At 70.1% G+C, this 15,115-nt stretch carries 14 protein-coding genes; 3 read left to right on the top strand and 11 right to left on the bottom strand.

What is annotated here, in order from left to right; genetic code table 11:
* The first annotated feature begins 211 nt into the window (after nucleotides 1-211).
* On the top strand, nucleotides 212-481 hold the full coding sequence (locus ABD793_RS08260) for a helix-turn-helix domain-containing protein (protein WP_344857198.1): 270 nt from the start codon (nucleotides 212-214) through the stop codon (nucleotides 479-481).
* Nucleotides 482-1,169: 688 nt separating this feature from the next.
* On the opposite strand, the gene ABD793_RS08265 is transcribed toward ABD793_RS08260, so the two are convergent.
* The 11 genes from ABD793_RS08265 to ABD793_RS08315 all read right to left on the bottom strand — a co-directional run bounded on the left by ABD793_RS08265 (nucleotide 1,170) and on the right by ABD793_RS08315 (nucleotide 12,929).
* Nucleotides 1,170-1,745, bottom strand: coding sequence for an EndoU domain-containing protein (locus tag ABD793_RS08265; protein WP_344857200.1), 576 nt, complete (start codon nucleotides 1,743-1,745; stop codon nucleotides 1,170-1,172).
* Nucleotides 1,746-1,790: 45 nt separating this feature from the next.
* Nucleotides 1,791-3,068, bottom strand: a complete 1,278-nt coding sequence (locus ABD793_RS08270; RefSeq protein ID WP_344857202.1) for a DUF6297 family protein — start codon at nucleotides 3,066-3,068, stop codon at nucleotides 1,791-1,793.
* On the bottom strand, nucleotides 3,062-3,667 hold the full coding sequence (locus ABD793_RS08275; protein WP_344857204.1) for an ABC transporter ATP-binding protein: 606 nt from the start codon (nucleotides 3,665-3,667) through the stop codon (nucleotides 3,062-3,064). The genes ABD793_RS08270 and ABD793_RS08275 overlap by 7 nt, the downstream gene beginning before the upstream one ends.
* A complete protein-coding gene (locus tag ABD793_RS08280; RefSeq protein ID WP_344857206.1) occupies nucleotides 3,664-4,557 on the bottom strand; it encodes an LLM class F420-dependent oxidoreductase in 894 nt (297 codons plus the stop codon). The genes ABD793_RS08275 and ABD793_RS08280 overlap by 4 nt, the downstream gene beginning before the upstream one ends.
* 102 nt (nucleotides 4,558-4,659) lie before the next feature.
* Entirely contained in the window at nucleotides 4,660-6,480 is a 1,821-nt protein-coding gene (locus tag ABD793_RS08285; protein ID WP_344857209.1) for a phosphoenolpyruvate carboxykinase (GTP), read from the bottom strand.
* 875 nt (nucleotides 6,481-7,355) lie between these two features.
* A complete protein-coding gene (locus ABD793_RS08290) occupies nucleotides 7,356-8,042 on the bottom strand; it encodes a hypothetical protein (protein WP_344857211.1) in 687 nt (228 codons plus the stop codon).
* A gap of 127 nt (nucleotides 8,043-8,169) precedes the next feature.
* The gene (locus tag ABD793_RS08295; RefSeq protein WP_344857213.1) at nucleotides 8,170-9,996 is read right to left on the bottom strand and encodes a dynamin family protein; all 1,827 of its coding nucleotides are present in this window, start codon (nucleotides 9,994-9,996) and stop codon (nucleotides 8,170-8,172) included.
* Nucleotides 9,993-10,439, bottom strand: a complete 447-nt coding sequence (grpE, locus tag ABD793_RS08300) for a nucleotide exchange factor GrpE (protein ID WP_344857215.1) — start codon at nucleotides 10,437-10,439, stop codon at nucleotides 9,993-9,995. The genes ABD793_RS08295 and grpE overlap by 4 nt, the downstream gene beginning before the upstream one ends.
* A gap of 3 nt (nucleotides 10,440-10,442) precedes the next feature.
* Nucleotides 10,443-10,703, bottom strand: a complete 261-nt coding sequence (locus tag ABD793_RS42655; protein WP_425548674.1) for a TetR/AcrR family transcriptional regulator — start codon at nucleotides 10,701-10,703, stop codon at nucleotides 10,443-10,445.
* A gap of 39 nt (nucleotides 10,704-10,742) precedes the next feature.
* Nucleotides 10,743-11,342 carry a hypothetical protein gene (locus ABD793_RS08310; protein WP_344857217.1) on the bottom strand — a complete coding sequence of 200 codons (600 nt, stop codon included), beginning with the start codon at nucleotides 11,340-11,342 and terminating at the stop codon, nucleotides 10,743-10,745.
* 42 nt (nucleotides 11,343-11,384) lie between these two features.
* Nucleotides 11,385-12,929 carry a dynamin family protein gene (locus tag ABD793_RS08315; RefSeq protein WP_344857219.1) on the bottom strand — a complete coding sequence of 515 codons (1,545 nt, stop codon included), beginning with the start codon at nucleotides 12,927-12,929 and terminating at the stop codon, nucleotides 11,385-11,387.
* A gap of 167 nt (nucleotides 12,930-13,096) precedes the next feature.
* On the opposite strand from ABD793_RS08315, the gene ABD793_RS08320 reads away from it, so the two are divergent.
* Nucleotides 13,097-14,278 carry a sensor histidine kinase gene (locus ABD793_RS08320; protein ID WP_344858076.1) on the top strand — a complete coding sequence of 394 codons (1,182 nt, stop codon included), beginning with the start codon at nucleotides 13,097-13,099 and terminating at the stop codon, nucleotides 14,276-14,278.
* The gene (locus tag ABD793_RS08325; protein ID WP_344857222.1) at nucleotides 14,275-14,931 is read left to right on the top strand and encodes a response regulator; all 657 of its coding nucleotides are present in this window, start codon (nucleotides 14,275-14,277) and stop codon (nucleotides 14,929-14,931) included. The genes ABD793_RS08320 and ABD793_RS08325 overlap by 4 nt, the downstream gene beginning before the upstream one ends.
* The last annotated feature ends 184 nt before the right edge of the window (nucleotides 14,932-15,115 follow it).

The raw sequence follows: 15,115 nt of genomic DNA on the forward strand, positions 1-15,115 counted from the left end.
TAGTGGCGAGGCTGTGGACACAGCCGTGGAGAAACCCCGGGGAACGCCCGCGTACCGCCGATCGGCTCAACTGCGGAACCCCCATGTGCGGTGCAGTCCGGTACTGGAAGCCCCCAGCATTTGTGTTCCACCTGGTTGTCCACGGGAACGACCACCTTGTGCACAGAGTTATCCACAGGCAGTGGACAACTCTGTGGCTAAACTGGACGGCATGGTGCGCGTGCCCCTCACCGACGAAGAACGCTCCCGCGGCGAGCGGCTGGGTGTGCTGCTGCGCGCTGCCCGAGCCGGACGCAGTATGGCCGAGGTGGCCGCAGAAGCGGGGATCTCGGTGGAAACCCTGCGCAAGATCGAAACCGGCCGCATCCCGACCCCGGCGTTCTTCACGGTCGCCGCCATCGCCGACACCGTCGGCATCCCCCTGGACCGACTCCGCCTCGCCTGCGAGAGCGAAGCGACGGAACTTTCACAGGCCAGTTGACCCGGCACCGGCGGGCCGGGCTGACCGGCGGCCCCAGTCGACCCGCCGCGCCCGCGATCCCGGTTGACCCGCGGCGCCCGCGATCCCGGTTGACTCGCGGCACCCGCAGGCCCGGTTGGCCCGCGGCCTCCGCGGCCCCGGTTGACCCGAAGCCCTCGCAATCCCAGTTGACCGACAGCACTCGCAAGCACGCCCGGTTGACCCGCGGCACCCGCAGGCCCGGTTGACCCGAAGCCCTCGCAATCCCAGTTGACCGACAGCACTGGCAGGCAATCCCGGTTGACCCGCGGCCTCCGCAATCCCAGTTGACCCGCGGCACTGGCAGGCAGGCCCGGTTGACCCGCGGCCTCCGCGGGCCCGGTTGACCCGCGGCTCTGGCAGGTCGGTTGACCGGCGGTACTCGTCAGCTGGTTGGCCGGGCCTCGCAGTTCAGTTGACCCGCGAACCGCACCAGCCGGCTGTTCCCGCTAGCCTCGCCGGCCAGCTGACCGGGCACGCCCTGGCCCAGTTGCCAGAACCCTCATCAGCCGGCTGCCACCGCGAGCCTCGCCAGCCGGTGGACCTCGCGGCCAGCTGACCGGGCACTTCCTGACCCGACCACCCCATCACCGGCCGGTTTGGCCGCGGGTCTCTCGGCCTGGGTGACCTGTGCTCGTCGGCTCGGTTGTTCGGGGGCGGGTGCGGCGGCTCATGAGCGCAGGGTGCTGAGGAGGCGGTCCCGGTCGTTGAGGTAGGTGCATGCGCCGACCGGTACGTCGAAGGAGTTCAGCAGTTTCTCGAAGTCGGCGAATTCGTCTGCGGTGAGCCGGAAGCCGGTGTGCGTGAAGTGGGCGGCCATGGTGTCGGCGAGTTCCTCCCATTCGCCGGACCACTGCAGGTCGCGGTAGTGGTCGAGGTCCTCGGGAGTCAACCGATCCGACACCAGGTGCAGCAGGCTTTCGGTGAAGTAGCTGATCCGGTTGCCCGCTTGGTCGGCGACGGTCGGGTTCGCCGGATCGCGGGCGGCGTCCGGGTTGCGGACCACGCCGGGGCCGGAGACCGGGTAGCCGGTGTGCACCAGGCCATCGCCGTTGACCAGTACGACGACCTGCACGCCGTAGCGTTCGCCGGCGCACCGCCAGCGGCCGTTGTACTGCAGGCGGCGCGGTTCACCTGGATCGTTGGCCACGTCCTTGACCACCGCGATGATCTGTTCGGCGCTCCAGCCGGGCGGGAACTCGGTGGTCGCCCTGCGTCCGGTGCCTGCCGCGTGCCCACCGCCCATCTCGGCTCCTCTCGTCGGCACGGAGCCTAACCCCGCGGCGTTCGTTCAGCCGACCAGCGAGAGCACCAGGATTCCGACCGCAAGCAAATCCGGGCCGCGGAACAGCTGACGGACCAGGTTCGCCGGCATCGGGCCTGCCGGGGTGTCGACGAAACCGGCGCTGCTGTAGTCCACCGGTGCCCGGGTGACCGTGCGCAGCACGGACAACACCGACAGGACCACGGTGCTCCAGGCCAACGGCGAAACCGACGTGCCCACCGCCAGCAGCGCCACCGCGAGCAGCGCGGACCAGCCGAGCGCGACCGCCGCCAGAACCACCCCGTGCGCGATCACCAGCTCCCGCGACGACGAACCCAGCCACCGCCGTCGCCCCGGGTTGCGCCAGAGCACCCCAAGCCCGGCGCCGAACGGGGTCAGCGCCAGATAGGCGCCAAGGCCGACGAGCACCTGACCCGGCAAGGTCGGCACGGCCACGTGTCCCACCGCGACGGCCACCGCCACCAGCAGCAGCGCACCCGCGTACCGCGAGCGGCCGACCGCGCCCACCCAGGCCAATCGCAACGGCGTGGGACGGCGCAGCGACCACGAACCCGACGGCGCGGCCTCCGGCAGCATCATCATCGGATCGAGGAACGTGACCGCGACCGACCGCAGCACCCGAGCGTTCCAGCCCTCGAGCAGCACCGCGCGGCCTGCCCGGGTGACCGGCTGCCCGCCGAAGGCCAGCGCCAGCCCGCACAACGCGAACGCGGCGCCAACGTACTGCACGGTGGCCGCGTCGAGCCGGACCGCGGAAATCACCACCCCGACGACCGCCAGCACCAGCGGACCCACCGCCTCGGCCGGAAACGCGGTGCGCCGGGCCGTGGTGAACGCCAGCACGACACTGCCCGCGACGACCGCTGCCGCGGCCCGCCACTGGTCGAGCGAACCGCCGCCGACAGCCAGCATCAACGCCGCCAGGTAGCCGATCACCACGAAGAACCCGCTGAGCCCACCGGCCAGCCGTGCCGCGACCACCCGGCGCCGGTCCACGCGGGCGAAGTCCATCCAGGTCAGCTCGGCAGGCTCGGCCCACACGAACCCGCGCCGCAGCAGGCTCCGCCAGCCCACCGCGCAGCACAGCACGACCAGGCCGAGCACTGCCGGAAAGTCCACAGCGGACGGTCCGAAAAGGACTCGATGCCACGCGTCGGTGCGAAAGAAGGCGGTGAACAGGAAGCCGACCCCGAACAGCAGCAGGAAGGTGGCGCTGTCGCCGCTGAACACCCCGCCGAACCGCTTGCGACCGGGCACCCGCGGCCGCAGACCAAGGCTCACCACAGTTCGAGCACGCTGTCCGCGGCCTCCAGCAGCGGCTGGTGGTGCGTGGCCACGACCACCGCGGCACCCGCCGCGGTGGACCGCCCGATCAGCTCGACCAGCCATTCCTTGCCTGCCACGTCCAGCGCCCGCTCCGGCTCGTCGAGCAACAGCACGCGGTGCGGCCGCGCGGTGACCCCGAGCAGCAGCAATCGGCGCCGCTGCCCGGCAGAGAAGTGCCCTGCGGTGACCCTGGCCCGGTCGGCGAGCCCGGCGTCGGACAGCAGCGTGTCGAAGTCACCGAGGTCCTCGCCGAACGAACCGGCCAGCAGTTCCAGGTGCTGCCACGGGGTGAGTTCGGCGAAGAAGTCGGAGTCGTCGAACAGCACGGACACCTTGCGGCGGAAGGAAACACTGCGTTCGTCCGGCTTCGCGCCGTCGATCCGCACCCGGCCGCGCTGCGGCTCCTGCATACCGTAAAGACACCGCAACAGGGTCGATTTGCCGACCCCGTTGGGGCCGACCAGCACCGCGCATTCGCCCGGGTCGACGGAGAAGTCCAGGTCGTCGAGCAACCACAGGTCACCGGCCCGCACGCCGAGCCCACGCGCGTCGATCATCGGCCGCGCAACACCTCCAGCACCGGCGCGAACGATTCGAGGTACGGCTCGATGATCGTGTAGTAACTGATGCCGAACCGGTCGCGGTGCGCCAGCAGCTGCTCGGCGATCTCCTCCGGGGTGCCGACCAGCGCTGCCGGGGTACTCGCGAGCTGCTCCACCGTGAGTGCGCCACCGATCCGCTGGTGCAGCTCTTCGAGCGCCCGCTCCCGGTCGTCGGTCACCTGCGGGAAGTGCACGAGCAGGTTGAACTCGACCTCGCGCGCCCCCAGCCGCGCGGTGACGAACCGGGTGCGTTCCTCGATGTCCTCGGCACTCGCCGGCGTCATCGGTACTCCGTCGGCGTACTTGGCGGTGCCGGTGAACGCGATCACCGAGGCGTGCTCGGCGGCCAGTGTGAGCGACCGGTCGCCGCTGCCTGCCATCAGCAGCGGAGGACCGCCGTGCTGCGCGGGTTTCGGCTCGTACCCGGAGTCGGCGTAGAGCCGTTTGAGCTCCTTGATCGTGCGTTCGAGGTGGTCCACCCGCTCGCCCGCGCGCGGGAACGGCATCCCCGCCGCCTCGAACTCCTCCTTCACGTACCCGGCGCCGAGTCCCAGCTCCAGCCGCCCGCCGACGAACTGGTCGGTGCCCGCGACCTCCCGCGCGAGCAACGCCGGGTTGTAGAACGGTGTGTTGAGCACGAAAGTGTTGAGCCGGATCCGCTCGGTGACCGAACCGGCCAGCACGAGCGCGGGCAACGGCGGCGCCATGCCGAGGTGGTCGGCAGCGCCAAGCACGTCGTACCCGAGTTCTTCGACCCGGCGGCACTTCGCCACCCATGCCTCGCGCGTGCCCGGCAGCGTCAGGTTGACGCCGAAGCGGAAGGCCCGCGACTGCGAAATCGTCATGCGCCCACGCTACCGGCAGCCACCGACGAATTCCGTGGCCCGGCGCGACGAAGGGGACGTTCGTGCCGATCGGCACGAACGTCCCCTTCGGACACTTCGACGTCAGCCCAGCCGGTGGGCCAGCGCGTCCAGCTCGTCCCGCAGCGAGGTCGGCACCTCGCCGATCTTCTCGAACCACTCCTCGATCAGCGGCAGCTCGGCCCGCCACTCCTCGGGGTGCACGGCCAGCGCGGCATCGATGTCCTCGGCCGGCTCGGACAGGCCGTCCAGGTCGAGGTCCGCGGCGCTGGGCACGTACCCGATCGGCGTCTCGGTGGCGTTGCCCTTGCCCTCGACGCGCTCGAGCACCCACTTGAGCACGCGCGAGTTCTCGCTGAAGCCCGGCCACAGGAACCGGCCGTCGTCGCCGCGGCGGAACCAGTTGACGTAGAAGATCTTCGGCAGCTTGTTCGCGTCGGCGTTCTTGCCGAGGTCCAGCCAGTGCTTGAAGTAGTCACCGGCGTGGTAGCCGAGGAACGGCAGCATCGCCATCGGATCGCGCCGCACGTTGCCGACCGCGCCCGCGGCCGCGGCCGTGGTCTCCGACGACATGGTGGCGCCCATGAAGACCCCGTGCTGCCAGTCGCGGGCCTCGTTCACCAGCGGCACCGTGGTCTTGCGCCGCCCGCCGAACAGGATCGCCGAAATCGGCACGCCCTTCGGGTCGTCCCACTCCGGCGCCAGGATCGGGCACTGCGACATCGGCGTGCAGTACCGCGAGTTCGGGTGCGCGGCCTTCTCCTCGGAGTCCGGCGTCCAGTCCTGGTGCTTCCACGAAATGGCGTGCTCGGGCTTGTTCTCCATGCCCTCCCACCAGATGTCGCCCTCGTCGGTGAGCGCAACGTTGGTGAAGACCGTGTTGCCCTTTTCGATGGTGCGCATGGCGTTCGGGTTGGTGTGGTAGTCCGTGCCCGGCGCGACGCCGAAGAAACCGAACTCCGGGTTCACCGCGTACAGCCTGCCGTCCTCGCCGAACCGCATCCACGCGATGTCGTCGCCGAGGGTTTCCGCGCGCCAGCCCGGAATCGTCGGCTGGAGCATGGCGAGGTTGGTCTTGCCGCAGGCGCTCGGGAACGCCGCCGCGACGTAGTGGACCTTGTCCTCCGGTGAGATCAGCTTGAGGATCAGCATGTGCTCGGCGAGCCAGCCCTCGTCGCGCGCCATCACCGATGCGATCCGCAGCGAGTAGCATTTCTTGCCCAGCAACGAGTTTCCGCCGTAGCCAGAGCCGTAGCTCCAGATCGCGCGCTCCTCGGGGAAGTGCGAAATGTACTTCGTGTCGCTGCACGGCCAGGCGACGTCCTGCTGGCCCGGCTCCAGCGGCGCGCCGACGGAGTGCAGTGCGGGCACGAATTCCCGCTCGGTGCCCTCGGCCGTGACGAACTTGTCCAGCGCGGCCTTGCCGGCGCGGGTCATCACGCGCATCGACGCCACGACGTAGGCGAAGTCGGTGATTTCCAAACCCAGCTTGGGATTCTCGTCGCCGAGCGGACCCATGCAGAACGGGATCACGTACATCGTGCGGCCGCGCATACAGCCGCGGTACAGCTCGGTCATGGTGGCCTTCATCTCGGCCGGGTCCACCCAGTTGTTGGTGGGACCCGCGTCCTCGGGGCGCTGCGCGCAGATGAAGGTGCGGTCCTCGACCCGTGCGACGTCGCCGGGGTCCGAAGTGGCCCAGTAGGAGTTCGGCTTCGCCTTCAACTTGACGAAAGTGCCCGCCTCGACGAGCTCCTCGTTGATCCGGGCGGCCTCTTCGTCGGACCCGTCGACCCACACCACGCGGTCCGGGGTGGTCAGCTCGGCGACCTCCCGGACCCAGGACAGCACGCCGGTGTGCGTCGTCGGTGCGCTGTCCAGTCCGGGGATGGCGACTGCGGTCATCTCTACTCCTGACTCCGACGACAAAAGAGCCCACACCGCGAACGACAAGATGTTCTTGGTGCGGGCCTCATTGCCGGCGACCGAATGGCTTCGCACACCGGCGGCGGACCGGTGTGCGGTTTTTGGGATTCCCCGACTGTAGCCGGATGACCGGCAGGTAACCGAGAGCTGACCTGTCGGTTCTCTCACAAGAACGATAAGGGAATCGATTCAGTTTCACCGGAACGGTCCATCGCCGGAAATCTTTCCGGGTGGCCCGCGCCGCATTCGTGACCAATGCCCGGACGGCAGAGACGAACAGGGGCCCGGCGAGTGCCGGACCCCTGTTGTGACGTGAGTTACAGCCCGGTCCCGATGAGGCCGATCGGAACAGGTCAACCGCGACCGGCCCAAGCGGTTCGGTTCGGGCCGATCCGGTAGGCAACGCCCACCCGGATCAACCGGAGCCGGCCCCGCGAGCAGCTCGGTTCAGGTCAATCCGGTGGCCCGTGCCCGAGTAGCCGACCCGGTACCCAGTGCCCGAGCACGGTTCAGCCGAAGCCGACCCGGGTTGGCCAGCACCCGCACGGCTCAATCGAAGCCAATCCGGCAGCCAGTACCCGCACGGTTCAGCCGAAACCGATCCGCGTGGCCAGCACCCACGCGGCTCAGCCGAAACCGGTCCGGATGGCAAGTACCCGCGTGGTTCAGCCGAAGCTGATCCGGATGGCCATCGCACGGCTCAGCCGAAACCGATCCGCGTGGCCAACACCCACGCGGCCCAACCGAAACCGGTCCGGCAGCCGGTACCCGCGTGGTTCAGCCGAAACCAATCCGGATGGCCAGCACCCACGCGGCTCAGCCGAAACCGGTCCGGCAGCCGGTACCCGCGTGGTTCAGTTCGGGCTGATCCACTGGCCGGTGCCCGAGTCGATCCGGGCGACGCCGTTGAGCAGTTGGGTGCCCTCGCCGCCCCAGGCCGAGTCGGCGGCTGGGTCGAGTGCCTGGTTCGGGGCGCCGGTCGTCTCGGTCCACTCGCCGGTGCCGGTGTGCTCGTAGGTGGTGGTGCTGCCGTCCGAGCCGATCTCGACCGCGATGTCCGCCTCGCCGTCGCCGTCCGCGTCGGTGAAGGCGATGGTGCCGCCGGACTCCGAATCGACGATGGCGGTGTCGTTGTGCCCGTCGTGGTCGGTGTCGACGGTGGCGACACCGGCGTCGACCCCACCGTCGGGCAGGTCGGCGTGGATGTGCCCTGCGGTCGAGGTGTCCTGGGAGTCCGGGTCGGTGCCGTCGGAGTGTCCGTCGCCCGATTCGACCCATGCGCCGCTGGCCTCGTCGTACACCGCCTGGTCCACGACGTGCCCGCTCGAGTCCAGCACCGCGTACTGGTCGGCGGTGCCGTCGTGGTCACTGTCGAGGAAGGCCTGCGCGGTGCCGTCGTCGTGCTCCACGAGTGCGGTGTCGGAGACCCCGTCCTGGTCGATGTCGTAGTTGACCTCGGCCTGGTAGTCCTGGCCCTCGACGTGCACGGTCATGGCTTCGGGCCCGGTGGCGTCGGTCCCGCCGCTCTCGTCGACCCACATGGGTGGTGCCCCCTTTTGGTACGGCCGGTCTGCGCTTGTCGCACGGTATGACTCACGTTAGGCCGGTTCGGTTCCCGTCCACAAGCTGATCAACGACTGCCGGTCCGGCGGGCAGCAGCAGCGGAGGTCAGGCTCGGTCACGCAGCGACCGGATCCGCGAAAGGAGTGTTTCGGTCTTCGCGTGGCCCTCGGTGATTTCCTTCAGCCGTTTCGAGACCACCGCGATCTTCTTCGCCCGCTCCTGTGCGCCCATCTTGATCGTCTGGTCGACCTGCTTCAGCTCCGCCTCGATGGCTTCGATCCGACGGCCGAGTGCCTCGTCCAGTGCGAGGGACAGCTGCTGTTCTGCTTCGATGAGTTGTTCGGCGACCAGCTGGTCGAGGGTGGCGCGGGCGTCCGCGATGGCCTCGACCAGCCACTGCTTCAGATGCTGTTTGTCCGCCGCCTGCTTGCGGGTGCGCGCCATCCACCAGCCGGCGCCGAGGCCGATCACGATCGTCGCCGGGAGGACCACCGGGTTCAGCAGTGCGACGCCCGCCAGCGGCAGTGCGGCCAGCTTGCCCGCGCCGACCCCGCCGGAAATGCCCATGAACACGAGGAGTTTGTCCTCGGCGGTGGAGGGCTTCTTGTCCGGCGGACGCAGCACCACGGGTGGTCCGCCTGCCCTGGCGAACTGGCCGCGGATCACGTCCAGCTCCTCGGCCGAGAACAACTCCGCGAGCGCGACGTTCGTGACCTGGTTGAGCCGCTGCGAGAGCTGCATCGAGATCTGCTGCGACGTGGTCTGCAGCGTCAGGTCGACCTCCTGCGGCAGCGCGGCGAGGTCGTCGCGCTTCGCGACCTCGATGCGCTGGCGGAAGTGCGTCTGTGCGTCCCGCATCTCGCGGCTGCTCTCGTGCCCGACCTCGACCCGCGTGCGCTGGATCTCGCCACGCAACCGCAGCTGCCAGCCGCGGGTGGACGTGCGGCGTTCGGCCTGCAGGTGGTCCCGCCGTTCCCGCAGCTGCTCGGCCTCGGCCTCGCCCGCGGACAGCGCCCGGCTCTCCGCCTGCAGGTTCGCCTTGATCTCGGCCAGCGCACTGGAAAGCGCACGCAGGGTATTGGCCTCGTTGAGCATGATCGACCGGCCGACCAGCAGCTCCTGCAGTGCCACCTGCACGTCCGCGATCCCGGACTTCTCCCGCAGCATCGTGGCCACCCGCTCGTTCGGGGCCTTCGCCGCGGTCTCGAACACCCGCGCCGACACCGGGTGGAACGGCGCATCGGCGAACCGCGGCGCGTGCTCGGCGAGCAACCGCCGGTTCGCGTCCAGGATCTCCCGCCAGCCGCGGAACGCGTCGGTCTTGGCCAGCACGAAGACCACAGTCTCCACCCGGTCCGCGACATCGCGCAGGAACCGCAGCTCGGTGTTGGTGAACGGGGCCGAAGCGTCGACCACGAACACCAGCGCGGTCGCTTCCGCGGCGGCTTCCCTCGCCAGCGTGCCGTGCCGCGAATCGAGACCGCCGACGCCGGGGGTGTCCACCAGGCTCAGCCGTTCCAGCAGCGGAATCGGACCGGACACCTCGACGTAGCGGGGCGGGAGCTGACCCGGCGGCAGCTCATGCGCCGCGGACACCCAGTCGACCAGCTGTCCGAGGTCGAAGGGCACCGACGGGTGCTGACCGGGGTAGCAGGCCTGTGCACCCCACTGCGCCGCGTGCTCGAACACCAGGTACGTCGCGGTCGCCACGTCGGCGTCGACCGGGGACAGCCCCGGGCTCCCGAGCAGGGCGTTGACCAGTGAGCTCTTGCCCCGGTTGGTTTCCCCGACCACGACCACCGACGGCTTCTCCGAACGGGCCCGCCGCACGTCGGCAACCCACTTCGCGGCCGCCGGATCGATCTCGCGGACCACCTCGAGCAGCTGCTCGCGGGCAGCCTGGACCTGGGCGGGGAAGCTCGGAGCGGTCACGTCGCCCGCTTCGCGTACACAGTGACGATCGGCGCGCGCAGCAGCCGTTCGTGATCGGCGAAACCGATCACCTCGGTCTCCGCGACCACGCCGTCGAGCTCCGGATCATCGGTGGCAACGGCACCGCCCGCTTCGTGCCGGGCCGGATCGAACCGCTCGCCGTCCGGGCGCAGTGCGGTCACCCCGATTCCGGCCAGCCCTTGTTCCAGCCGCTCCACCACGCCATTGCTGCGGGCGCGGTCCAGCGCGTAGAGGCACAGCTGGATGAGCGCCTGCCGGTCGGCCAGCGCGCGATCCAGATCACCGGGAGTAGCTACGACGTCCACATCGGGTTCCGACGCTGCCGAGCCGTCCTCGGTTCCGTCCGTTTCGGCGATGATCCGCGCGATGTCCTCGGCCGCGATCTGACCGGTCGGCGCGTCACTGTCGGCGGAGCCAGCCATCCCTCACCCCCGTTCGTCCTCCGAGATTCCACCAGCCGGACGCACCGGAGCGCCAACCGGGCAGAGGAACCGGTCGAGCAGTTGCCGCGTCGGCCGCGGACAGCACCGGTGCCGGCCGCCCTTCCGGGTACCCCGTTCGACGAGTTCCGCCAGTCCGGCGCGCATCCGGTCGTCATTTCGGCGGACCAGTCCGGCGAACACCGCCCGCTTGCCGGGGAAGTAATGGAACAGGCTGCCCGAGCTGATTCCCGCGGCACGACAGATGTCCGCAGTGGTCGTCTTCTCGAAGCCGGTGCGCGCGACTCAGGCGAGCTCCCTGATCAGCGCGCGCATGGCGTGTTCGAGTGCCGGGACGTCCTCGGCGAACCGCGACGACACGAGCAGCTGCTGCTCCGCCGTGCGCAGCCAGACGTGCCCTGCCACCGGGATCTCCAGCACGGACAGCCGGAACGGACGGGCGCGGCGGCCCAGCTCCACCTCGGTTTCGCGGACCAGCTGGCCGAGCCGGTCACCCGCGACGATCTGCCGCCGGTGGAACGCGGACGCGACCGGACGGCGGGCTGCGGTGAAGTGCCTCGCCGCGGCCGGGGCGAAATGCTGTGCGGCGAGGTCGATCGCGGAGCCGTCCCCGGGCGCCGGGCCGGTGCGGCGGCGCATCGGTCGGCTTTCCCCACGCTGCCGGAGGAACTCCAGCAACCCGTTCCACCACCCCGGCCACTGCGCCTGCACCGCCGCACGGTCGATGGCGGGTGGCACCCGCACCGGGACCGCGGGTTCCACCGGAGGAAGCAGCTGCCCGTCGGCAACGGACAGCGCGAGAACGTCCCGGAGGTAGAGCGCCACGTCGATCTCGTGCTCGCTCCCCCAGTACGCCCGCCACGAGGTGGTGTTCTCCAGCCGCACGAAATCCAGCCTACGCGTCGCGGCGACCGCACCGAGGGTTCGTCACTGCTCGCGGATCTGTTGCCAAATCAGGAAATAGGCCCGGTGCACGACGTGCGCCACCCGGCTTTGCGCAGGCGTCGCCCCGAAGGAGGCGAACGAACGCCACCATCCGGCGCGTTCCAGCGCGTGCGCCACCAGTTCCGGCCGGCTCGCGCCGGGCAGGCCGAGCTGTGCACCGAGATCGGCGTTGCTGCCGACCCGCAGCACTTCCTCGGTGAGGTCGTCGGGCATCTCGACCGCACCGGAGGCGACCAGCGTCAGCGCCTCCAGCAGCCGCAGCTGGTGTGCCTCCGGACGGGCCAGCAGCACCTCGATCGCGTCGTGCACGCGCTGGCGTTCGGCCGGATCGCCGGACGAGTGTGCCAGCGCAGTCACCGAGGCGAGTGCGGCCGCGGCCTTGATGCCGTCCGCCCTGGCGGCGAACACCACCGACAGCCGCCTGCGCACGGCGTCGAGCCCGGAAGCGTCGAGCAGCGTGCGGCGCAGCGCTCCCGCGGTGATCTCCGGTTCGGCGCGGAGCCGGTCCACCGCGCACCGGATACCGAACAGGTCCAGCTTCTCCAGCAACCGCAGCCGCACCCCGGCCGGCACGTCGCATTCCCAGCTGGTGAAGATGTCGGCGGCAACCAGCATGGTCTCGAGCTCGTCCGGGTCGAGCCCGGCGAGCTGCCGCAACGCCTCCGCGTCGGCCGAGGTGAACCCGCCGGATTCGGCCGACTCGGCGATCAGGCCGATCACCGGCAGTACGTCGGCGACCCGCGGTTTGAGCGTGCTCGCCTGCTTCTGGGCAAGCAGCCGCGCGGCCTGCCACACGTCGCCCTCGGCGCCTTCGACGGTTTCCGCGACGATGGTGTCCGCCTTGTTCAGCACCGCGATCGCGTTGACCGGGCCCGCCTCGCGGCTCGCCGTGGCGGCGGTGAACGCGGCCAGCGCCTGCTGGTCGTCGGCCCGCACCCCCTGCGTCACCACGTAGAGCACGGCCTCGGCACCGGCGACCGCGTTGCGCGAGGTGTCGTCGAGGTCGTCGGAGCCCTCGTCCTGGTCGGCGGCGCCAAGCAGCTGCTCGGTCCGCGACACCGATGCCGCGTCGAGCGAGCCGAGCCCGGGGGTGTCGATCACCGTCATGTCCTGGAGCACGGCGTGGGTCAGGTACGCCTCCAGGTGCGAGACCTCGCTGATGTCCACCCCCAGCTCGGCCGGGATCGACCCGTCGGCGGCGAACGGCAGTACCTGCTTGCGGCCGTCGAGGAACACCACCTCGACCCGGTCGACGGTGCCGTACTGGAACCGGGTGACCAGCCGCGTGCACTCGCCGACGTCGGTGGGTGCCACCCGTCGCCCGATCAGCGCGTTGACCAGTGTCGACTTCCCCGATTTGATCCGCCCGGCGACGGCGACCTGCAGTGGCGCGCCGAGCCGGCGCAGCACCTCGGTGAAGCCGGCCGCGGTGCGCGGCGAGACCTGTGAGCGCAGCCGGTTGCACAACGCGGCCACCGAAGCCGACAGCGGACCTGCGTAGCGCCCCTGGTCCGCTGCTGCCGTCACTGCCCGCCTCCCCTTCGGCTCGTGTCTGCCCGCCCGCGGACGAATCGTGCCATGCCGGTCATCCTTCGGTCGCACCGAAGGTGCTACCCGAGGGCGACGCGGCCGGCTCCGAGCCGACCTACTGTTGACCGGTGCGACGGCTGAGTCTGTGGATGCGTGCCCACCCGATGGCCGGGGACACGCTGATCGCGGCACTGCTGTTGCTGGTCGACTTCCTGCTGTTCGTCAGCAACCGGGCGATGCCGGAGCAACCGACGATGCCACCCTGGTACGTCGCGATCCCGGTCGATCTCGCGGTCACCGTGCCGCTGGCCTTCCGCCGCAAGCGGCCCCTCGTCTCGGCCTACGTCGTGTACGTGGCCGCCATCGCGCACGGCGAACTGAACCTCGGCTTCGCCGGCGCCGCGGCGATGGGGCTGAGCCTCTACTCGGTCGTGGTCTACGTCGGGCGCAAGCAGGGGCTGATCTACGTCGGTGCACTTGTGCTGATGACCGCGGTGGGCACGCTGACCGACCAGGACCAGCAGACCATCGGCAACGCGGTGTTCGCCGTGCTCGGTCTCGCGCTGTTCTGGACGCTCGGCGAGTTCATGGGCGCCCGCCGCGCCTACCACAGCGAAGTGGAGGCCCGGCTGCACCTGCTGGAGGCCGAACGAGACCAGGCCACCCGCATCGCGGTCGCCGAAGAACGCGGACGGATCGCGCGGGAGCTGCACGACGTGGTCGCGCATTCGGTCAGCGTGATGGTGGTGCAGGCGGACGGCGCGAAACTCGCCCTGTCGGCCAATCCGGAGCTGGCCGAACGGGCGCTGCAGACGATCTCCGAGACCGGCCGCGGCGCGCTCGCCGAGCTGCGACGGCTGCTGGAGGTGCTGCGCGGCGACCAGGGCGACGGGGAGCCCCGGGTACCGCAGCCGGACGCGAACGCACTGTCGGATCTCGTCGAACGGATGCGTTCCTCGGGGGTGCCGGTGGCCCTGGAACTGGACGACGACCTCGGCATCCTGCCCACCGGGGTGTCACTCGGGATCTACCGGATCGTGCAGGAATCGCTCACCAACACGCTCAAGCACGCCGGCGTCGGCGCGCGGGCACAGGTACGCGTGCACCGCACCGATGATCTGGTCGAGGTCCTGGTCCGCGACGACGGCGCGGGCCGGGCCCGGCAGCTGGAGCAGGTCAGCGTGGCGGCGAAGAGCCGGCCGCCACGGTTGCAGGTGGCAGGCGGGAACGGGTTGATCGGGATGCGGGAACGGGCGAACGTGTACGGCGGAACGTTGGAGGTCGGCCCGGCACCCGGTGGCGGGTGGCAGGTGCACGCGATGCTCCCGGCTAGGTTGAACACGTGATCCGAGTAGTGATCGTCGACGACCAGGAACTGATGCGCGTCGGGTTCCGGATGGTGCTCGGCGCGCAATCCGACCTCGATGTGGTCGGCGAGGCAGGGGACGGCGCGCAGGCGGTGCGGATGGCCGACGAGCTACGGCCGGATGTCGTGCTGATGGACGTGCGGATGCCGGTGCTCGACGGGGTCGAGGCGACCAAGCGCATCGTCGCGGCAGGCACCGCGCGCGTGCTGGTGATGACCACCTTCGACCTCGACGAGTACGTGTACGCCGCACTGCAGGGCGGTGCCTCCGGCTTCCTGCTCAAGGACACCCAGCCGGATCACCTCGTCGCCGCGCTGCGCTCGGTCGCCGCGGGGGACGCAGTGGTTTCCCCGTCGGTCACCCGCCGGCTGCTTGACCGCTTCGTCGGCGCCGGTGGTTCCCCGGTGCGGGACGCCGGTGAACTCGAGGTGCTGACCGACCGGGAACGCGAGGTGCTCGTGCTCATCGCGAAGGGCCTGTCGAACCTGGAGATCGCCGAAGCGCTGTTCCTGTCCGAGGCGACGGTGAAAACGCACGTCGGGCGGATCCTGGCCAAGCTGGACCTGCGCGATCGGGTGCAAGCGGTGGTGCTCGCCTACGAAACCGGCCTCGCCCGGCCCGGCCTCGACTGAGCTCCACTTCGGACAGATCGGCCGGCCCGTTCCACTTCGGACGGCCTCGGGCACATCCGGGCTACGGGGAAGTTCAGGGTCGGCTCAGGGTTTTCACCGATCGTGCTCCACCAGGTAACCCGGTTGGGTACTACTCAGGTCGTGCATGGAGTTCGGCCCTCAGGATGACGCGGGGACCATGGCC

Source organism: Amycolatopsis ultiminotia, assembly GCF_039536925.1.
Lineage (GTDB): Bacteria > Actinomycetota > Actinomycetes > Mycobacteriales > Pseudonocardiaceae > Amycolatopsis > Amycolatopsis ultiminotia.